This window comes from Flavobacterium sp. AK-345 (assembly GCF_058310175.1).
Map to the genome: position 1 here is coordinate 182,913 of NZ_JBZEER010000008.1, position 22,763 is coordinate 205,675.

The following is a 22,763-nucleotide window of genomic DNA, read 5'->3' on the forward strand; positions in this document are numbered from 1 at the left end:
TTTAATTCTCAATTTTTAATTAATCTAATCTGTGAAAATTTGTGAAATTTGTGTTTTATTTCTTTTCAATTAATCCTTTTAAAACTTCATCAGAAATTGTTGTAATCGTTCCGTGTTTGTGTCCTTCCGGAAGACTTATTTTTGAAGAAACATCATCAAAATGAACAAAATCTGAAGTACTTAAAGCTTTATAATTTTTTGAACCGTAATTGTCATAATATAAAAGCCAATTTTTATCAACTTTAACAACAGTTGGTCCTTCTGATAAATATTCGGTCAATGGCTCAGAAATTTTTCCGAATGGCCCTAAAGGTGATTTTCCAAAAGCGACTTTTATATTCCGCATAGGTCTTGTGTTGTCTTTCAAAACCAAAACATAATCTTTTTTGCTTTTTTTGACAATCACACAATCGATCACACTAAAACCCGGATTGTAATACAATTTTGTATCTGAGAATGTTTTAAAATCCTTGGTTGTTATATAATACATTCTATGATTATTTTTTTCTTCTTCAACTCCTTTTTCAAATCGAAACGGAATTGTCGATGCCCAAATAATGATATATTCTTTTTTGACATCATCATAAAAAATTTCAGGCGCCCAAACGTTTACAACTTCTGGTTCATTTTTCATTACCGAAATATATTCTTGTTCTGACCAATGAATCAAATCTTTCGAACTCGCATATCCAAAACCATTTCCGCCTTTCCAATCCGTTGTCCAAACCATGTGGTACGTTCCGTCGGCTCCTTTTGTGATAGATGGGTCGCGCATGATTTTACTCGCGCCGATTTCTGGTTTTAAGAATGATCCTTCAAGACCTTTCCAATTGTAACCGTCTTCGCTGTAAGCCAGATACAAACCTTCAGTTGCCGGTTCTCTAAACGACGTAAAAAGATATAAATCTTTCTTTTTCTGCGAATAACTAATCGCAAAAAGACAGAAAGCTAGTATGATGAAGATTTTTTTCATGTTGTTTAATTGAACACTAATTTCACAAATTAACACGAATTGAATTGGTGTAAATTCGTGAAATTAGTGTTGTATTATTATGCTATTCTGTAATTGCTTTTTTATTCAAGTCTTTTCCTTTTTTAACTGCTGTCGTTACATTATTAAAAACATTATTTTTCAGGAAAATGCTTTTAGTTTCTTTTCCATCAGCTTCGATGAAAACATCCGTTGCATTAAATGGAAAATTATTATTAATCATCATATTCGAAACATTATCCAACTTAATAATCGGAACTCCTTTTATTGGTGTTGATGAGCCAACATTGTCTAAAATGATATTTTTTGAATCTGATATTTTGAAAGATGAACCCACTGTTGCGTTTACTTTTACATCATGAAATTCAACATCAGTTGCCGTACTTACCGTAAAACCTTCTTTTCCGTCCATATTAATATTCGAGAACGTTATGTTTTGAATTGGCATTTCGGTAATTCCTAAAATTTGTCCCGCTTTGTTTACATTCGAACCCGTAATATTGCTCATGTGAATGTTTCTGAAAATCGGTGTTTTTTCTGTTACAGGTTCAACTTTGGTGTCTTTATCGTAAAAAAGGCTTAATACAATTGCTTCTTCTTTGATGTTTTTCATTACAATATTATCGACGCGAATATCTTCTACAACGCCGCCTCTTCCTCGCGCTGCTTTGATACGAATTCCGCGATCTGTTCCGTCAAAAACACAGTTTGAAATTGTAATTTTTTTGATTCCTCCCGACATTTCACTTCCAATAACAACACCGCCGTGACCGCTTAACATCGTGCAATTTGTAATAGTTACATTTTCTGTTGCTTTACCATATTTACGTCCGTCTTCATCTCTTCCTGATTTTATGGTGATACAATCATCTCCAACGCTGATATGGCAATTCGAGATATGAACATTGGTACAAGACGAAGGATTAATTCCGTCCGTATTTGGTGAATGCGGATTAAAAATTGAGATCCCTGTTACGGTCACATTATCACAAAATTCAGGATTTATGGTCCAGAAAGGTGAATTTTGAAATGTAACACCTTCTATTAAAATATTTTTGCAGCCATACGCCTGAAAGAAAGAAGGTCTGAAAAACTTTTTGTCAATTGTTCTTTTATAATAATCAGAATAAACGATTCCCTCGTTTTGTTCTTCCCACATTTTTTGGTATTTAGTTTGAGGAATTGGTCCTTTGGCACTTTCAATTCTATATACTTCATTCCACCACGCTTTTCCTTGTCCGTCGATTACGCCTCTTCCTTTTATGGTGATATTTTCTTCATCCTTCGCATAAAATAATGGCGAGAAAGATTTCATTACCAAACCTTCATAACGCATTTCTACATACGGTAAATAATCATCAAAATTGTCTGAGAATTTCAAAAGCGCACCTGAATCTAAATGAATCGTGATGTTGCTTTTTAGTTTTAAAGCGCCTGTTAAATATTCCCCGGAAGGAAAAAAAATTGTTCCACCTCCATTTTTTGATGCTTTTTCAATAGCATTTTGAATGGCTTCGGTACATTTTATTCCTTTGTTGTTTCCTCCTTCGTTTAGGATATTCAGCCAGCCGTCGTTTGCGAAAGCAGTGTTGAAAGTGGTTATGAAACAAAGAATGATTAATATATTTTTCATGTTTGTGTGTTTTGTTTCACGCAGATTTTGCAGATTGCGCAGATCTTTATTCTCGTTTTTTGTCATTTCGAAGGAGGAGAAATGACAAGATTGGAGTTATTCTTTATTTTGTTTTCAAAATCAAAACCCAGTCATTTCCATCTTTTTTATCTCCCAATGGTTGAAATTCCTTTGTTCCTTTATTTTCTATAATTCCAATTTTTGTTTCTTTTCCATTTCTTGGATTGTACCAACTTACGGTTACTTTGTCTCCGGCAATTTTTCCCATATTCAGAATAATTTTTCTACCGTTGTAAGTGTAAATCAAAGCGTATTTTTCTCCTTTTGTAGCCACTAAATAATCGTATTTTTCTCCTTGATTGGCGATTAAGGTTTGATCCGGAATTCTTTCTAAATATGGAAAACTTAACATCAATTTTTTAATGTAAACCATTTGTCCGGCTCCGGGTGCGTTGATGGCAGAATTCCATAATTCTTTGTTTCCGTACGCTGGTTTATCGCCTTTTCTAAACATTTGCATTACAGCATTATGGCCGTATGTATAACCTGCAGCTCCGGCAAATACCGACCAATATCCGTAACGACGAACGTCATTGTCTGTCCATTTTGGCTGTAAAGTATCGTGTAAACCATGCGGAATTCCTTCATAAGATGGTTCTCCGTCAAGCGTAGGTTTTGTTTGTTTTAAAGTTAAATCTCGCTGTACAAATTTGTAATTGTCTTCTTTGAAATTCGTTTTAATTGAATCCTGATCGTATCTTCTGTGACCTGATTGAAACATGTTAAAATCCAGCCAACTCGCATTATGATAATTTTCAGAAGAATCGGTTCTTCCGAAAGGGTGAAAAGTCACCAACTGATCGGGATTATTTGTTTTTAATGTATTTCCGATGGCGTTCCAGATATCCATAAACTCGTTTCCGTGTGTGTCACCACCGTTTAACCAAATCACATTGGTTCTGTTTTTATATCTGTCGGCTAAAAACTTCGCATATTTTTCTGCTTGTTCTTTGCTGACTTTATTTCCTTTTGAAACATTTGTTCCCCAAACGGGAACCATTGCAACGTAGATTCCATTTTTCTGAGCAACATCCAAAGTAAAATCTACGTGATCCCAATAATCGTATTCATCCTTATTATTGAAATTATTTCCTGCAGTGGTTAAGGGTTTAGAAACATCTTCGTTTATCAGGGCGGCATCTCCATAAACATTTACCGCGTTTATATTATGCAAAACCATGACCTGAACAACATTGAAGCCTTTTGCTTTTCGATCCTGAAAATATTTATTTATGCTTTCTCTGTCTAATTTTCCAAATGCCAGCCAGCCTGTATCACCCAACCAAAAGAATGGTTTTTCATCTTCGGTTATGAAATAATGCTGGTTTTTTGACACTTTAATTTTTGGTAAAGCACCTTTTGTTTTTTCTGCAGATTGAGAATATCCGCTTTGCGCTGTGAGCAAAAAGCTTATACAAATGGTGTATAGATATTTAATTTTCAGATTCATTTTGGTTTGGTTTTGGGCCACGGATTTGACGGATTGAACTGGTTTACACTGGTTCTTTTTTTTATTTCACGCAGATTTGGCAGATTGTGCAGATTTAATTTTTAATTCTAATCTGTGTTCATCTGTTTAATCTGTGTCATCCGCGGGCAATTATTTTTTAATTATAAATAGTACTTTTTCTTTTATTTCTGATTGTGGAATTACTACTGTTTTTCCTCCTTTGATGTTTGCTTTTTTAGTGAAATTTCCTGTTGCAGCGTTAATTGCATATACTTCAAAATCTCCTTTGTAAGCAGAAAGATCAAGTGAAACTTCTTTTTCATTTTTGATGTAAAACAGATAACTTTTTCCTGTATTTTCTAATGTCCAGATATTGTCTGAAAACGTATTTCCGGCAACTAATTTCATTTCGCTTAAAGCGGAATAAAACTCAGGAAGCGCAATTTTGGGAATGTTTGATAATGACGCTCCCGCCATTAAAGCCGGCCATCCAAATCTTGACGATCCATCTGTTGAATATAAAATGACTTTTTCAGGATATTTTTCTCGATATTCCCGAACGGCGCGATATACCTGATCGTCTGTTTCTTTTCCGGTTTTTAATTTTCTGGCGTGTTGTCTTGGTGCCAAATTTTTACCTCCTTCTGGCGCATAAGCCGATCCGTCTTCTTTATAATACCAATAACGAATGTCAATTGCGTCTACTGTTTTGGCTCTTTGGGCATCATTCAAAATAGCATCCTGAACATCTTTTGTAGCGCTTAAACCAATAATTGCTTTTTTACTGGTTTCGTCTTTCCATTTTTGAACTTCATCCAACCAGAATTCCATAAAGTGAAGCGGTCCCGTATATTCGGCACTTGTTAACTGAATTACGTTGCTGTTTTCCTGAAAATTTTCTAACGATTTACGAATAAATCCCTGATGTAATTTTCTTCTTGCAGGATTTGTAACATCATAAAATTGTTCTGTCATGAAGATACGTTTGTCTCCTGCATATGGAGGAGGTTCCGGAAAACCTGTACTGTTTATATTGTTTGCAGAACGCCACGGTGAACTCGACCAATGCGCTCCGGCTTCGATAATATTATGTTGAAAATATTGCTGATTGATTAACAATTGTCCTTTGGTTTCTGCTAAATCAGCAAAAAGTGACAAGCGCTCCCAATACCAATCATTGAATTTTGTCAGGTCATATTTACTTAATTGGTCCCAGGCAAAATCCTGTCCGCTTCTGGCAAATGGCTGTTCGTAAAACGGAGGCCAGACATCAGCATCAAAACGGCGAACGCGTTCGTGATCGTCCATTCTTCTTTCGTACCATAAACCGTAATTATGTTCTAAAGCGATCATATTTTTGGTTGTCAAATAATCGGAAACTTCGTCTATATTATCTGTAAATCCGGTTCCGGTTCTTCCCGGAACAAATCTGGTAATATCCGGCAATGACTTAGAAATATCACTATCTCTCAAACTTCCTCTCCACCACGGCACGCTTAATCGATTTCCGGCGATTATTTTATTATCGTAAGTAAGCCAACCGTTTTTTACGATTACTTTTGTATTTGAAATTGTATTTTGTACCGAATTTATCTTTAAATCATTCGCGTTTTTAAGACCTGAATTCTTTGTATCAATTGGATTTAATTTCGAAACCTCGGCAATCCATTCGATTAAACTTTCTTTTGGAGCAACTGAATTTTTAGTTAATTCCTGCGCCACTTCAACAGCCGGACTTGATGAAGGTTCTGAACCTAGATCGTAAATATGAGGATTTACAGGAAGTTTTTCCAGTCTGCTTTCTAACTGTGCATAAAATAAACTTCTCGGATTGATATGACCGTTTACTTCTTTCCAATGGCCGTCGCCAGCCATGATGCCACCCCAAGTTCCAAAAGCCCAGTTTTGCGCTGTTGGCGGATTGTAGCATTCTATTTTTGATGCCGAAGTTTCCCAAATAACACTATTTGCTGCTGTCCAGCCTGCGCCTCGGCCATTTTGTTCTCTGTTGTTGTAACTTAAAGCGTGACCGTCGATATATGAAACTTCAAATAAAACTCCGGTTGCCCAACTGCCAATCGCGCCGCTGTTATTGAAAGGCAAATACGATTCGCATTGAATAAAGACATTCGGGCCTGTTGTTCCAAATCCGCCCACAGCAAAATCGTGATAACCGTATTCAGAATAACAACGCTGAAATAAAGTTTGCTGGCCTTCGGTATAAAAAGTATGTCTTCTAAAACCTGCGATTTCAGAAACGGGTTCGGTTGCAATACAATCTTCAACTGTAATTTGCTGTGCCGATTTTAAAAGTGAAACTGCTCCACCTGCAAAGTGCTTAAAATTGATTTGTTTTACCCAAGCATTTTTTGTGTTTTCGATGCTAATTCCAAACCATCTGTGTTCTTCGTCTTTTGGTTTTGAAGTATCATAAGTTGATTTCAAAAGGATATTTTCGATTCCTATTTGATCGATTCTTCCCGACCATGAATAAGCTGTTACTTTTGCAGTTCCATAAACGTCATCCAAAGTCATGGTTAACGGAGCGTTTAGTGTTACTTCATTTCCATTAATTTTGGTTACCACTCTGTTCCATGAAATATCCCAATCGTCTTTTTTCCAGCCAATCCAACCGGTTTCTGCACCAAAATGATCCATTTTTAGTTCTTTAATCCAATTTGCGGTTAAAGGTTTTGTGATGATAATTTCATCAGACATTTTTAATTTTGAGGCATTTTTTAATTGAATTGTTTTTGTTCCGAGTGGTGTATATTTTGTATTGAATTCGAAAGTTTCAGTTAGTTTTTTATCATCAATTCCTAAAATTCTAATTACGGCTTCTCTTTTTAATCCGGTTCCTAATAAAATAGTTCCGTTTTCATTGTTTCCGCTTCCGCGTAAAACCACTCCAGATTTTCTAATGAATAAAGTTCCGCTGATTTTAAAAATTCCTTTGTCTAAAAGTACAGCACCTCGAAAACCTGATTTGTTTGGCTTTAAATTACTTACATAATCAATCGCTGCCTGAATTCTTTGGGTTGCATCTTCTTCTTGTTTCGGAACAAAAATTTTATTCTCCACATTCGGAATTGCTTTTTCAGAAGCCATATATCCTGCGTATGAAAAATCAGGAATTTGATTTCCTTTTGCGTCTGCGGTGAAAGAAAGTTTGCCTTCTTTGGTTTTTACGATATCTGGAAATGTATTTTGTGCTGTTCCAATAATACTGAAAAACACCGCGAAACCAGATAAAATTATTTTATCTTTTTGAAGTGAGATTCTATTTTTTAGTTGAATGAAATTCATTTCTATTTTTGACTTTCTTAGACTTCTTAAATTTAAGATTTCTTAGATTATTATTTTCAAACTAAATTTACACAATCCTGTAATTTCGACGGAGAAGAAATCACATAAAGTGAAGACATACAGTTCGTCGCTCTCTGGATGCGATTTCTCCTCCGTCGAAATGACACTAGAAGCTGAAAAAAGATTTGCGAATACTATGTGTAGAATGGATTAAAATCCATCCCTACAATATGATCCGTTCCTCCGGAACTCTTATTATCTTTTCTCTATATTCTTTATTCTATCTTCTAAATTTACTGCAATAATACTTTTGATAACGTATCGGTATTATTTTCAAATTTTGTCCAATCCGTTTTTCCTTTTGGATCTATGTTATTAAAATATTTTTCAATATTGGTATAACCGTCTCCGTTTGCATCTTTATTTGCATCTGATGGATCATTTGGATTTAAACCAAATTTCTTTTCCCAGGCATCTGCAATTCCATCATTATCAGAATCTTTATATGCTTTTCCTTTATATTCCGGATAACCTCCAACCTGATTTGGGTTCGTGATGATTCCTTTTTTATAAGAATCAGCTGGTAATCTTCTTTTGATAAATTCCTTACCAATTGTATTTTCCAAACCGTCTTTTGCTTCAATTTTTCCGGTGCGCACTTGTTTGATTATTCTTTCGTCGACTGCATCTCTTTTTGGCAAGGTTGCCCCAACATTTTTCAATACAAATTCATACGCTTCTTCTGCTTTCATGATTGTAATGTTTGGCATTGAAAACGGTTTTGGCTGTTTAATTAACTCTAAATAATTTTTAGTTTCAGCTTCTGAGTGATCCTCCAATTGTACGCCGCCGTTCCAATTGTCTTTTGTAACTTCTGGAGAACCAACGATATAATTTCCGTCAACATAGGCTCTTCCGTATGTTTGTGGTTTCATATATCCAGATTCAGGTTTTAAAATTCTGTAACGAATTGGCTGATCTGTTGGTGTAATTGGTCCCGGCTTGAAATAATTATTGATGATGTTGAACATCGAACGATAATCTCCTCCGTCAAGAGAACGATTCCACCAATTGAAAATCACATTATTCACAAAATTAAAATCACCATACATTCCGATAGACGCATTTCTTGAAATATTATCCGCCCACAAGTTACGCATAAATGTGCTGTTTAATCCGCCAATTGTACTTCCGAAAGCGTGATTATATGTATCTAAACCTTCTGATGAAATGGTGTTTTGAATGGTAATATTACAAGCGGGTAATTTTTCCAGTTTTGATTTATCATTGGCCTGAAACTGATGTCTGTATAAAGAAATATTTTCGTCTAATCCCCAGCTTACAGAGCAATGGTCTACGATAATATTCCCGATTGGATTTCCTCCAAGTGCATCATCTCTACGGGTAACTTCTGTAGCGCCTCTGCGAAAACGCATGTATCTGATGATAACGTCATGTGTATCAATTTCTAACGTTTCTCCGGCAATACAAATTCCGTCACCGGGAGCAGTCTGACCTGCAATGGTAACATACGGAGCACGCATGCTGATTCTCTTTTTTAACTGAATAATTCCTGAAACATTAAATACGATTGTTCTTGCTCCAACGGCTTCACATGCTTCACGAAAAGTTCCTTTACCACTGTCTTCCAGACTTGTTACTACAAATATTTTCCCACCTCTTCCGCCTGGGGTAAAAGCGCCGCCGCCCTCAGCTCCGGGAAAAGCAGGAATATCGGCATGAACAAAATCTTTTGGATAAGAGGCCCACGGTAAATACGGGCGTCCCAATTTTGCTTCGGCCTGAATAATATTATAATTGCTTGTCCAGATTTCAGCTAATCTTTTTTCTTCATCGGCTAAAATCGCATCGGTTTTATCCTGAAGCGGTTTTGGAATTTCGGGATATTGCGCATACGCGGAAGAAAAGAAAGAACAGAATGATATGATCATTATTGTTCGCTTTATGCTGATTTTTAGAAATTTATTTTCCATTAGAATCTTATTTTTAGTTCTTAGTAATTAGTCCTTAGAATCGTACTCATTTTTAACTAATCACTAAGGACTAATTACTAAGAACTCTTAAATTATTTACCCGATTTGGCTTTTTCTCGTTCTTCCAAACGTTTATGCCAATCGGCACTTTCTTTATTTAGGTCGTAACCTTCTTTCGATAAATAATTGTTGATTCTTCCTTTGTACTTTCCAAACCACCCATGTTTTTCTTTAGATGATCCTCCATCCATTGCAAATTCTCTGGCTTCGACTAAAGCTTTGTAGATGTAATCTTTTTGTTCTGCGGTTAAATTTGGCAGCATATCGTTGTAACCTGCAACGGTAATTGGCAATACGCCATAGGTCATTCCGTCTTTTACTGCTATTATTTTATCTTCAGATAATTGCGTTCCTAATTTTTTTAAATAAGATTTGTGCAGTTTTTCAATTTCTTTATCTGCAGTTCCTTTTAATTTATCAACTTTTTCATTTTGTATTTCTTTAGACAAACTGCTGTCTTCTTTTATTTTTTTAATTTCAGCATCTCTTCCATCCTGAATTTCGCTTAAGTCTCTAAATTGCTGTGCGATAATTTCTGTAACTGTTTTTTCTTTTTCAGGATTTGCCAAAGCAAGTTTGGTTACAATTTTAGCGGCTCTTTCGTTGGTAACGTTGATATATACCGGATCTATTTTTTTTTGTGCGATGCTATTAAAGAATACCAATAACATTAATAGTACACTTATTTTTTTTATTGATTTCATTTTTAATAAATTATAAATTACAATCACTATAAATCTGCGTGATCTGCTAAATCTGCATGCTAATTTTTTTCTTACGCAGATTTGGCAGATTCAGGAGATTTTTTCTTTATTAATCTTGTAAAGATTTTGTTAGCGTCTCTTGATTATTACTTAAATCTTTCCAGTCTACTTTTTTAGTTGGATCGATTCCGTTAATGTAATCTTCGATGTTTGTATATCCGTCGTTGTTTGAATCTAGTTTGGCATCAGCTGGATCATTTGGATTTAAACCATGTTTTTTCTCCCATTTATCAGGGATACCATCTTTGTCTGTATCAACATAAGGTTTTCCTTTATATTCCGGATATCCTCCAACCTGAGAAATATCTGTAATGATTCCTTTTTTATAAGAATCCATCGGCAAACGTCTGTGTTCGAACTGATAAAATTCTTTTTTCTCTAATCCTTTTGCATATTCAGGAACTCCGGTTTTTACGGTTCTTACGATTCTTTCGTCTACTTTATCTCTGATTGGTAAAGTTGCTCCAACATTTTTCAATACATATTCATACGCTTCGTCAGCTTTCATAAATGGGCGAAACCAAGGCATTGGAAAAGGTTTGTCACTTTTCATTTTATCAAAATAAACTTTGGCTTCATCATAAGTCATTAATTCGCCTTTTTTATTTTCGATTTGAATTCCGCCATCCCAGTTGTCTTTGGTTACTTTTTCATTTCCGTTTACAATGTTTCCATTTACATAAGCTCTTCCAAAAACCATATAAGGCAATTTACTTCTTCCTGATTCCGGTTTTAAGATTCTGTAGCTAATTGGCTCGGCCAAATTAGTTACCGGACCTGGTTTGTAAAAGTTGTTCATGATGTTGTAGTTTGCTGTATAATCACCACCATCTGTAGATCTGTTATACCAGTTGAAAACTACATTGTTTGCAAAATTGAAAATACCATTCCATCCAATTGAAGGATTTCTTCCGGCATTATTTGCCCACATGTTTCTAATAAAAGCACAATTTTCTCCGCCTAAAGTACTTCCGAAAGCATGGTTGTAAGTATCTAAAGCTTCTCCGAATAAACTGTTTTGGATTGTAATATTTACTGTACCTACTTTTACATCCTGATAACCCGCACCCGGACTGTACATATGTCTGTACATTGACATGTTTTCATCTAATCCCCAAGTTGCAGAAACGTGATCGATCATGATATTTCCAACAGGGTTTCCTCCAATGGCATCGTCACGACGTCCTACGAAAGTTTCTCCTCTACGGAAACGCATATGTCTGATTATTACGTCATGAGTATTGATCCAAACTGATTCTCCTGCCACACAAATTCCATCACCAGGAGCAGTTTGTCCTGCAATAGTAATATAAGGTGCACGAATGATTAGCGGACTTTTGATTCTGATAATTCCTGAAACATTAAAAACTATTATTCTTGCTCCACCTTTTTCGCACGCTTCACGTAAAGTTCCAGGTCCGCTGTCTTCAAGACTCGTAACGGTGTAAATATTTCCGCCACGTCCTCCAAAAGTGTACATTCCGCCTCCTTCTGCACCAGGGAAAGCTGGAATTTCTGCCTGTGGTAAATCATTTGGTCTAGATGCCCACGGAATAAATGGTTTACCGTGTTTGGCTTCTTCCTCAATAATTACAAGCGCTTTTTCCCAGGCTTCATCTGAACGTTTTTCAGCTTCATCCATAATAACTTTGGATTGCGCCTGAACTTCAGGACTTATTTTGGGATACTGCGCAAAACATTGGAAACTTCCTAAAAACAATAGGAAAAGAGCCGATAAAGTGAAATTTTTCATACTAATTTTTAATTTTGGTAATTCTTTTTAAACAAATCACCTGTATTTTTTAGAAATACAGGTGAAATTGTTTGTCATTATTTTGATATTATATTGTATTAGAAATATCTAAAACGATTAGACGTTTCTATAATTTAATTTAATCCTGATAGTTGAAAGTTCCCTCTCCGCCTGAAGCATCTTTCCAGCCGATGGTTTGTGTTAACCATGGATTTTGAGATAAAACAGTATTTTGCAAGCCCATAATGTAGTAGTTAGGATTAAATTTAATCTGAACTGCTACATTATTAACATTATCCATAGGGGTTGGCGGTGCTGCGAGTACAAAATTAGTAGTGTAAAATGTTGCCAAAGCTGCTAACTGTGTTTGAAAACTAGCTGCGTCAGGATCTACAGAAATACTTGCACGGGAAGCCGTTAAAGGATCGGCACTCGTTGCCGTATTTTTGTATTGCAAATAATTCCCTGTACGTTGTGTCCCGTTTATTGGCTGTAAACCTAATTTACTAATAGTACTTCCGCTAGTTGTTCCCGGAAGTGTAGTGTTATCATAAAGCATCCAGCGTTGGATATCCCAAAAACGTTTTCCTTCGTAAGCTAACTCCACTCTTCTTTCGTATAAAACAGCTTCTATTGCTGCATATTTATCTGCCAATGTTCCAATCCCGTAATTGTTTCCAGCATCAATTCCTACTCTTTTTCTAATTCTTCCTAAATAAGCTGTAGCATTACCAGTTTGTCCAAGTGCTGCATAACATTCGGCAATATTTAATAATAATTCTGCATAACGGTATTCTAGAATATCGTTTCCTGAGTATTGAAAACTACTTGCGTTAGTAGCTGTAACATCTGTCATTTTTCTAACAAATGCAGGACTTGTTTCATTATTCGAATCACTATAATAAACTTTTTTTGCATTATCTAACCAAGTGTAAGCCCAAACAACAGGTTTAGCGTTTTCTTTATAATCCCATTTAGCACCTGAAAAAGCAAATGTTCTGTAAAATCTAGGGTCACGATTTAAGAAGAAAAGAAAAGGATCATAATTCGCAGCTGTAGGTCTTCTTCCATCAGCCAATGGAAATAAATCGATCATTTCTTTAGGAGCTTCAAGAGCACCTGTTCCTCCCTGGCTTATTGGGCGAATAGCTTTCTCCCAAGAGTTATTCATTGCTACATTGCTATTTGTAACTGTTAAAAGCTGAGTTGTAATCGCTTCAGAACAGAAAGCATTAGCACCAAGTGCAAACATATTTTGCCAGTCTTTTGCTGAATTTCCATAAAGTCCGTATCCAGCTCCTGATAATACAGTCTCTGCTTCTAAACCAGCTTTTAATGCTGCTTCCCAACGATCATTAGAACCATCCCAATTTTTATTAAATAATGGGCTTGCGTATGTTAGTAATACTCTTGATTTTACTGCTAATGCCGCTCCTTTAGTAACACGACCGTATTCACCTGCCCAATTTGCAGGCAATAAACTTGCAGCCATATCTAAATCTTTTACAATTTGCTCTACAACCTGAGTTACTGTAGCTCTTGGCACTTTAATTTCTGGATTTACTGAATTTGGTGTCTGAATTTCTGTAACGATTGGAACTCCTCCATACACTTTCATTAAATCAAAGTACTGAACAGCACGTAAATAATACAATTGTCCTTTTGCCTGATCGCGAAATGTCTTGTCTAAATTTGCTCCTTTTACATCGATTTCTGCGATGAAAGAGTTACAATCTCTAATTCTGTTATAAGGAACGTTATTGATTTTGTCTTCTAATTTTCCTCCGTAATAACCAGATCCGTCAGCCGCATTTACATATGTAATTGTTGGGTTAATAAGAGGTTGTATTCCTCCTACTTCTTCCGTCATTTTAGAATATACATCTGTAAAAGATCCTACCAAACTTTGATTTGGAGATTTAAAAGCCGAATAATAATCGAAGTAAACGTTATTAACGTACCAGGTCGCTTTTTCCTGACTTTGATAAAATGAGTCATCTACACTTCCGTAATTTTTCTTGTCTTCCAAAAAATTATCACTACAAGAAGTACTAAGCACTGCGAGAAGTGCTATAGTTATATATTTATTAATTTTTAGTTTCATCTTCAGTATTAATTAAATTAGAATGTAATGTTTAAAGTAACCGCCCATGTTCTAAGCGTTGGATAATTCTCAGAAGAGCTATCGTACATATTGCGGTAGTGATCCGGATAAGGATTGTATAAATCCCAAAGGTTATTACCGGTTACCCCAACTGACCATTTTGCAATTTTAATTTTATCCAAAAGATCTTTTGGCATATCAAATCCTAAAGTTAAATTTCTCACTGTACAACGGAAAGTATCTAATTGCCAGAAATCAGATGGTACTGCTATATATTCCTGATTAGCTAAATTAGGATATTTACCATCCAGGTTATCATCAGCATACATGTCGTTCCAGAAAGTTTCTCTTGCCCACATATTGTGTGTAGAACCTGTTCCTTGTTTTACAACATCTATTGCACGGTAACCGCCCCAAGATGTTCCAATTTGTGTTTTGAAGAAAAATGATTTATATCTTCCTCCTAAATTTGTAGTAAATCCGTAAGTTCTGTTACTATTAACCAATTTCACATAATCCTCATTTTTTTGAATTTGTCCGTTTGGTCCAGCCTGAGTACCGTCTTTATCATTGAATTGTCCTCCGGCATCTTCATAAGCCAACATTCCTCGTCTCATATTTGATACAGAAGAGATTCCCATATAATTTGGTGCACCACCTGCAGCAGTTGCACGTTCTGTTAAATAAGACCAATAATTGGCAACATCTTGATCTGTACGTAAGATACCATCTCCTGTTGAAGTTCCTTTCCATGTTTTGAAACCCCATTGTGGAAAAAATGTAGACTGTCCTGCTTGTACCAGATTATTTGATGGATGCATTAAAGGTGGCTCAGGGAATTTCTTAACTTCATTATCAGAATATCCAAAGTTCACTCCAACATTATAAGTGAAGTTTTGGTTGATTTTATCCTTCCAGCCTAAGCTAAATTCTGCTCCCCATGAATCAATTGCTGCGTAATTTTCTTCAGCATATCCTCCACCTACAGAAATTGGCACGCCTACTACGCCAGCCATCGTAGTTAACATATCCTTAGATTTATCATAGTAAAAATCAGCTGTTAAAGACAATCTGTTTTTTAATAAACTTACATCAAGACCTAAGTTATTTTTTATCGTTGTATCCCATCCTACATTTCTGTTTGGTTCTACTCTAGGAGTCACAGAACCGCCAAACAATCCTCCGTTTGATCCAAACTGAAAACCTTTGTCTGCATTTACATCATACAATTTCATCCATCTCCATGGACCAATATTATCATTTCCTGTTTTACCAATAGAGTAACGTACTTTAAGAAAATCGATCCAGGATACATTATCAGTAAACCAGTTTTCTTTTGAAACAATCCATCCTGCCTGAAGGGAAGGGAAGAATCCCCAATAGTTTTCAGGAGCAAACTTTGTAGATGCATCACTTCTAAAAAGGAACTGAAGCATATATCGTGATTTATAACTGTAATTAACACGTCCTAAATAAGATAATGTTCCCTGCTCTCCTTTTAATGCTGTTGAATTTGTAGTTAAAGTCCCTGCAGTCTGGTAAGAGCCTGCATAATCTTTACCTGTATTTTCAAATGCCAAACGTGTACTGTTAAACTCTGTTTCTGAACGTTCTACAGAGAACATTGCGCCAATTTCATGATTGTCAAATGTTCTGTTATAATCCATAAAGAAGTTGGCTTGTACCGATTTTGAATCAAAACTATCATAATAAACTCTGGCACTACGTGTATTGGTTTCAATTGAGTAATAATTATGAACGCCATCATTTGTAGTTGTTGGTAACGCTGCACTTGCTAAGTGATTATCTAATTTTTCGTAACCCATTATTCTTGCCAAATCATACGGTAATGCTACTTGTTCTGTACTTTCTGAAGTTTGAGTTCTGGAATAAGTTCCTTTAAGGGATAATCCTTTAATAAAAGGAACTTTCCAGTTAAGTGACATATTTACATTATAAGAAAAGTCACTTGAAATTTGTTTAGAACCATTGTTTAATGTGGCAAAATAATTATATCCTGCAATCGTATTGTTTGCATTTGCATTACCTAAAGTACCAGTGGTACGAGGAAACGGCGACATATAATATGGTTTGTCATTAACAATCGTTTCCCATGGAATGTATTTTGGCATGTGAAGCAAAAATCCGTAATCAGCCTGTTCTCCACCTGATGCAGAAGCATAACTACTATCATTAATACCTGACGAAGCCTTAGTAAATGATTTTTCTATATCTCCTGAGTTTCCTGAAACAGCTGCCGAAAAATCTAAAGAACTTGTAATTTTTGCTGTCATTCCGGTGCGGAAATTCCATTTATTATAATCTTGCTTTCCTAAGTTTGGTCCTTGTGTAAAGTAATTGATTCCTGCAAAATAGGTTGCTTTTTCTGTACCACCTGTTACATTTAAGGTATGTTTTTGCTGAATTGCCGGTTTCCAGGCTTCTTTTAACCAGTCATAATTCAAACCTTTCATTTCTTCTAATTCTGTTGGATTAAAAAGATATGATCCATTTGTACCTATATTATTTCCTCCTGTAAAAAATCTATTGGAAAAAACACCGTAATCATACGCGCTCATTGTTTTACTATGACTAACAGCATCGTTTACAGCAAACTGGCTAAAATAATTAAATGAAGGCACACCGCTTTTTCCTCTTTTAGTTTTTACTACAATTGCTCCTTGAGATGCACGAGAACCATAAATTGCCGCAGATGCGTCTTTTAACACTGTCATACTTTCTATCTCAGAAGGATCTAATCTGTTAAACGCTTCCATAGAAGGCCTACCAGTAGTTGGATCGATCTGAATCATATCGTCAATTACAATTAATGGTGTTTTTGAGCTACCATCTTTAGAAAAACCATACGTTTGACGAATCTCCAATGAACCTGAATCACCAGGACGTCCTCCTCCATCGATAACATTCATACCCGGAACCAAGCCTCTTAATGCGTCAGATAAATTTGAAACCGGAAGCTCCTGAATATCCGAAGCATTTATAGTAGCGATAGCTCCGGTAAGTTTCTCTTTTTTCTGAGTTCCGTAACCTACAACTACAATGTTTTGTAACTCATTAGAATCTTCTGCTAGTTTAGCATTTACTATTGTACGACCTGTAATGGCTATTTCTTGTTTTCTCATTCCGATGAAAGAAAAAACTAAAGTTGCATTTGGCTTAACTTTAATTGAATATGAACCATTAAAATCAGTCGTAACCGAATTCTTTGTAGATTTCTCTGTTACGTTGACCCCTGGAAGCAATCCTGATACATTATCAGTAACTGTTCCTGTTACGGTTACAGTGTTTGAAGTTTGAGCATAACTCACTATGCTCATTAGTGCAAACAAAAGAAAACTACATCTCTTTAAAAGTGCTTGTTTCATAAATGTTTTTGTTTTGGTTAGGTTATTAGTTTAGTCAGTTTTTCAAATAAAAGAAATATTGTATTTTGATTGTTTTAACATTAAAAGGTTAAATGTTAAAAATACATTTATTTATTTGTGATCCAAAAATATAACGATTGCGTATTACAAGTGTCCTGTGCTATCCTGTTTCAATAGTATTATCTGAAAAAAAACTATCTAAAAAAACAATATTAATAAAAAAAAGAAAGAAAAAATGTACGTAAGGAAAAAAACAAGAAAAAGGTTTGAACATTATTGAATATCCAAACCTTTTTTAAGTAGAAAACCGAAAAATAATCAGCAAAATTAATTGTAAGCTATTTATTCATTAAAAATCAGTTCATCTGTCGCTGACTTTAAGTGCGTTACATTTAATATTTTTATAAGAAAGAATTAAAATAAACAATACAAATCTGAATAAAAAACCTACAGAAATTAAAAAACCGCTAGTATAACACTAAATGTTAATTTTTATTGAAGTTTATCAAGCTTTTTTAACTTTTAAACGTAAATTCTTATTAATAGCATTTTGTAATCGTTTAATATAAACTTTTAATATGGCAGCCAAACCGTCATTTCACTTTTCCCGTCATTTCCCCACGCAAAATATGGAATCAATTTTAAGTTATATTCTTTAGTTTTTTTCGCAGATAATGGCTGATAAAGCTTTTTATTCCAATCTGAGTTCTGATCTGTAAATGAAGTTGCGTTTATAGTTAGCAGTTTTCTATTGTTTAATTCTATAAAACTTGTTGTAAATTGAGAATTAGCATTTAAAACAACCTCATTAATGCTCGTATTTTCAGGAAGCTGATTTGACTCTAAACAATAAACAATAGGGCCTCTTTTTACGGCAATTTGATTTTTTATTTCTTCCACCAACGGATTTGCCTGCATTAATTCAACTGGCATTGGAATATTCAATTCGATAATATCTCCTTTTTTCCATTTCTGATTTATTTTAGAATAAGTTCCCGAAACAACCGCAGTATTATTTTTTTTATTATTTATTGAAATTTCGGCATTTTGACTCCAACCCGGAATTCTCAATAAAAAATCATATGCTGAATTTGGTGCTTTTACAATTTTCAAAGTAATTTTTCCATCCCACGGATAATTCGTTTGCTGTTCTATTTCTATTTTCTCGCCGTTTGGTAAAGTTGTTTTTAAAGAATTGCTTCCGTATAAATTCACATACAATCCTTCTTTTGAAAAACTATAAGCATAATTACTAACCTCAGCAATAGTTCTGGTCACGTTTGGCGCGCAACAATTAGAAAGCGCAATATACCCTTCACGCTCTTTGCTCCATCTTTGTTTAAAAGGCAAATCTTTAGAAACATTCAGTGGATTATTATAGCAAAATTTTGTTCCTTCTAAACTCATTCCTGATAAAACACTATTATAAAGTGCCAACTCTACAATATCTGCATATTTGGCATCGCCCGTAATTTGAAGCATTCTCCAATTCCACAAAACATTCCCAATATTGGCGCAGGTTTCTGTGTGAGCCGTAGCATTTGGCAACTGAAAAGGTCTGCCGTAAGCCTGATGAATTTTCTGCACATCTGTTGGGTTGTAAGATGTTCCGTCTGGAGAAACACCATCATACAAAGCTCCGCAAGCTCCGGTAATGTACATTTTTCTATAAGTTACATCATCCCAAATAGATTCCAGATTGTCTAGTAATTTCTTTTCTCCGGTTTCTGCATACAAATCTGCAACGCCGGCATAAAGATAATTTGCCCTAACGGCGTGCCCCATTGCGGTGGTTTGCTGTCTAAACGGAATCCTGTCCTGATTATCATCGGTTCCGTCATTTGTGGTTCCGCGAATATCAATTAGATTATTGGCCAATTCGAGATATTTGGGATTTTTGGTTGTACGATACATTTCGACAATTCCCATATAATGCGATGGACAAATGGCATTTCGAGCCAATTCAGGAGATGCTTTTTTGTAGAAATCATACAGATAATCCGCCACACCTTTTGCAATATCCAAAAAGTTAGTTTTTCCGGTCGCGCGATAATGAATACAAGCTGCCGTCATTAAATGCCCCATATTGTATTTCTCAAAACCCAATTGCTTTTTTACTTCTTCCGGACCTAAAGTTCCCCAACGCTCATCGATTAAAACCGGAGTATGAATGTAACCGTCTTTGCGCTGCACTTTCGCGAAAAGCGCAATCGCTTTATCCATTTCTGCATCTAATTTTTTGTCTTTGGTTACCGCATAAGTTGCCGCCATGCCTTCAAAAATTTTATAGAAATCACCGTCATGAAAAGAAGGCCCTTTAAAAGTTCCTTTACTTTCTCCGGCTGCAATTTCAAAATTTTTATAAGCGTGTGAAATCGAATCGTTATGATACAAATCCCACATATAAGGCAATGTGTTTTTGGTTTCAACATCAAATTGTTCTTTCCAAAAACCGTCTGTCCATTTTACATCTTCTAAACTCACACTTTGCAATTTAGAATACGGGCTGTTTGAATTGGCAACCAAACCTTTATTCTGAGCAAAGAATGAAGTTGAAATTAAAAACGTTGATATGATGATATTCTTTTTCATTTTGATGATTTTGTATTGTGACAATTTGAACACGGATGACGCGGATTGCTAAAGCAAAACGCGGATTATCGCGGATTTTTTGATCTGCTTGATCTGCTAAATCTGCGTGCTACTATTTTTCACGCAGATTTAAAAAGATTTAAGCAAATTTTTCATTTGAATTAATTAAAAAAATCCGCGGCAATCCGTTTAATCCGTGTCATCCGCGTGCCATTTTTTATTTTACAAAGAAATTTATAGTACGGCTCATAGAATCTCCGTCAGCATCTTTAACGGTAATTACAACAGATGCAAATCCTTTTTCTATTGCCGTAAACTGAATGTCTTTTCCTTTTAAAACTACTTTTCCATTTTTAAGATCAGAGAAAGTATAAACCGGTTTGTTCTCATATCCTCTAAAATAATCAGCCGCAGAAAGTGCTGCCTTTTCTCCAGAATTAATAAAGAAATGTGGTTGCGCCATCCAGTCTAAATATTCGTCAAGTTGTGTAAAACCATCTTTATCCGCATCCAGATTTGTATCTGTAAAATCGTCTGCTTTAGAATTTTCGTTTAAACCTTTTGCCATTTCCCACCAATTTGGCAATCCATCATGATCTGTATCCCAATTTTCTGGACGCTTTTCACTTGCATATTCTCCCAAATCCCCTAAATCTTTTTCAGAATCAATCATTCCGCCCAAACCGCTTTTGCTTCCTTTATAAGTAAAAGTTCCTTTTAAAGTTTCCTCAATAATTCTATTATCGTGTTTATCAAAAAACGGTTCACTCGCTCCAACATCCGAAAGGACATTTTTGTAAGCGCCTTTTGCAGTTTCTGTTTTTACATAAGATTCGAAAAACGGCTTATCAACAAACGTTTCATATTTTACAATTTCATTATGCGAAATAGTAGATGTTCTGCCTTTTTCCTGATTTTTTTCATCAAAATGACCCTGCATAATATTTCCATCAAAATAATAACGCTGCATTCCTTTTCCAACACCTTCATGTTGTGCATTTAAAGCAAAGAAATATTTAGTTGAAGCGCCTGGTTTGTAATAATTATTTACAAAATTTACTTCGTTGGCGCCTCCGTCAGTCGTTCTTTGTCCCCAGTTGTAAACCACATTATTTCTAATATCCAGTCTTCCTGTATAATATCCGTCTCCGTTTAAACCGCCGCCAATACTCCAGTTTCTTCCGTAATTATGAGCCAGTAAATTGTGGTGAAAACTACCAATATCACCGCCAATCGTTGCTGCAAAACCGTGCATTTTTCCCACTTCATATTTGTCATGTCCCGCAACATTCAATGCTTCAGAAATTAAGGTTCGCTGTAAAGTAATATTGTGCGCACTACGCGAACTGAACGATTCGTCGATGGTCCAGCTGATAGAACAGTGATCTATAATACTGTGATTTGCTCCCGTAAGTCCCATTCCGTCGTAGGTTTTTCCGCTTCCAATTCTCACTTTCAAAAATCGAATAATTCCATCATTACCTGTTAAACCAACTGGAGCTTTGCTAATTGTAATTCCTTCACCCGGCGCCGTTTGTCCTGCAATTGTGATGTACGGATTATTGACAACCAAACGATCTTCTAATTTTATATTTCCAGAAACATTAAAAACAATTGTTTTGGGACCAGTTCCTTCATTTACCGCGGCACGGAAACTTCCAGGACCGTTGTCATTTAAGTTGGTAACCTCAACAACTCTTCCGCCTCTTCCTCCAACAGCAAAACGACCGTAACCTTCTGCACCCGGAAAAGCCAATTGTGCAGGCTTGAAAGACCAAACGGTTCCCAAAGTTGCATTTCCTTTTGCATCAACTTCATCAACGCGCCAGTAATAGGTTGTCATGCTGTATAAATCTGAAACTGCAAATTTGGTATCGGTTTGTTTTCCTTTAAATTCCGGTGATTTTTCAGTTGCATTTGTAACTGCTTTTTGATCTGTTCCGAAAAATAAATGATGTAAAACAGCATCTCCTGAAGCTTTCCAACTCAATAAAAATTTATCGCCTAAAACAACGTGTTCGTCTCGGTTTTCGGGTTTTGGCGTATGTGCTTGTTTTTTAAGATTTGGTGTATCAATTTCAAATCCGTTGATGACCATTTGCTGAATTAAATCAGGTGCTTTCGAATCTAATTCAAAACGAATCACCACATTTTTTCCTGCCTGAGCCTTAAATTCAATGTAGGCCGTAGCAGAATTAATAGTCGAAGTTTCTCTGTTAGTCGGAATTATAGTTTCCACCAATTTATTGTCTACATAAATTTTTATCGGAGCAAATGTTTTTCCTTCGATTTTGTCGAAAGTATTATGAAAAGTCAGTAGCGAATGTTGTCCGGTTTTTAATCCGCCGATTGTAAGTTCCAGACTTTTATCCGTAACCAAACCGTCGCTTGTTAACCTACTGTAAAATGGTGCACTCATTCCAACTTTGAACCATTTCGACGAAAAATTTCCTTTTAATTTGAATGTTACATTATTAAAAGATTTCTCCGCTTCGGTTTGTTCTGTTATGGGCCATGAACTGTAATTCGGATCGCCTACTTCTTCAACTCTTCTTCCCGAAAAATCAAAATCGACTTTTACAATTTGTTTTTCAGAGGATTGCGCTTGTGCATTTGTGGCAAAAAGCAGGCACAAAACTGTGGCGCTTATTATTTTTTTGATCATTGTGG

At 35.5% G+C, this 22,763-nt stretch carries 11 protein-coding genes; all 11 read right to left on the reverse strand.

The window, feature by feature from the left end:
* Nucleotides 1-55: 55 nt before the first annotated feature.
* Nucleotides 56-973: a glycoside hydrolase family 43 protein gene (locus AC4FQ3_RS15725; protein WP_491182450.1), complete on the reverse strand. Its 918-nt coding sequence runs from the start codon at nucleotides 971-973 to the stop codon at nucleotides 56-58.
* Between the two features lie 82 nt (nucleotides 974-1,055).
* The gene (locus AC4FQ3_RS15730; RefSeq protein WP_491182451.1) at nucleotides 1,056-2,624 is read right to left on the reverse strand and encodes a glycoside hydrolase family 28 protein; all 1,569 of its coding nucleotides are present in this window, start codon (nucleotides 2,622-2,624) and stop codon (nucleotides 1,056-1,058) included.
* A 103-nt stretch (nucleotides 2,625-2,727) separates the two neighbouring features.
* Entirely contained in the window at nucleotides 2,728-4,134 is a 1,407-nt protein-coding gene (locus AC4FQ3_RS15735) for a glycoside hydrolase family 140 protein (protein WP_491182452.1), read from the reverse strand.
* 150 nt (nucleotides 4,135-4,284) lie between these two features.
* Nucleotides 4,285-7,440, reverse strand: a complete 3,156-nt coding sequence (locus tag AC4FQ3_RS15740) for a DUF6298 domain-containing protein (protein ID WP_491182453.1) — start codon at nucleotides 7,438-7,440, stop codon at nucleotides 4,285-4,287.
* Nucleotides 7,441-7,733: 293 nt separating this feature from the next.
* Complete coding sequence (locus AC4FQ3_RS15745; protein WP_491182454.1) at nucleotides 7,734-9,392, reverse strand: polysaccharide lyase; 1,659 nt, start codon at nucleotides 9,390-9,392, stop codon at nucleotides 7,734-7,736.
* A 134-nt stretch (nucleotides 9,393-9,526) separates the two neighbouring features.
* Entirely contained in the window at nucleotides 9,527-10,198 is a 672-nt protein-coding gene (locus tag AC4FQ3_RS15750) for a DUF3826 domain-containing protein (protein WP_491182455.1), read from the reverse strand.
* Nucleotides 10,199-10,307: 109 nt separating this feature from the next.
* The gene (locus tag AC4FQ3_RS15755; RefSeq protein ID WP_491182456.1) at nucleotides 10,308-12,011 is read right to left on the reverse strand and encodes a polysaccharide lyase; all 1,704 of its coding nucleotides are present in this window, start codon (nucleotides 12,009-12,011) and stop codon (nucleotides 10,308-10,310) included.
* Between the two features lie 139 nt (nucleotides 12,012-12,150).
* Nucleotides 12,151-14,115 (reverse strand): RagB/SusD family nutrient uptake outer membrane protein, encoded by a 1,965-nt coding sequence (locus tag AC4FQ3_RS15760; protein ID WP_491182457.1) that lies wholly within the window; start codon nucleotides 14,113-14,115, stop codon nucleotides 12,151-12,153.
* 17 nt (nucleotides 14,116-14,132) lie between these two features.
* Nucleotides 14,133-17,501 (reverse strand): SusC/RagA family TonB-linked outer membrane protein, encoded by a 3,369-nt coding sequence (locus tag AC4FQ3_RS15765; protein ID WP_491182458.1) that lies wholly within the window; start codon nucleotides 17,499-17,501, stop codon nucleotides 14,133-14,135.
* Between the two features lie 573 nt (nucleotides 17,502-18,074).
* Nucleotides 18,075-20,093: an aceric acid hydrolase gene (locus AC4FQ3_RS15770; RefSeq protein ID WP_491182459.1), complete on the reverse strand. Its 2,019-nt coding sequence runs from the start codon at nucleotides 20,091-20,093 to the stop codon at nucleotides 18,075-18,077.
* A gap of 217 nt (nucleotides 20,094-20,310) precedes the next feature.
* Nucleotides 20,311-22,758 (reverse strand): pectate lyase family protein, encoded by a 2,448-nt coding sequence (locus AC4FQ3_RS15775; protein WP_491182460.1) that lies wholly within the window; start codon nucleotides 22,756-22,758, stop codon nucleotides 20,311-20,313.
* Nucleotides 22,759-22,763 lie beyond the last annotated feature (5 nt).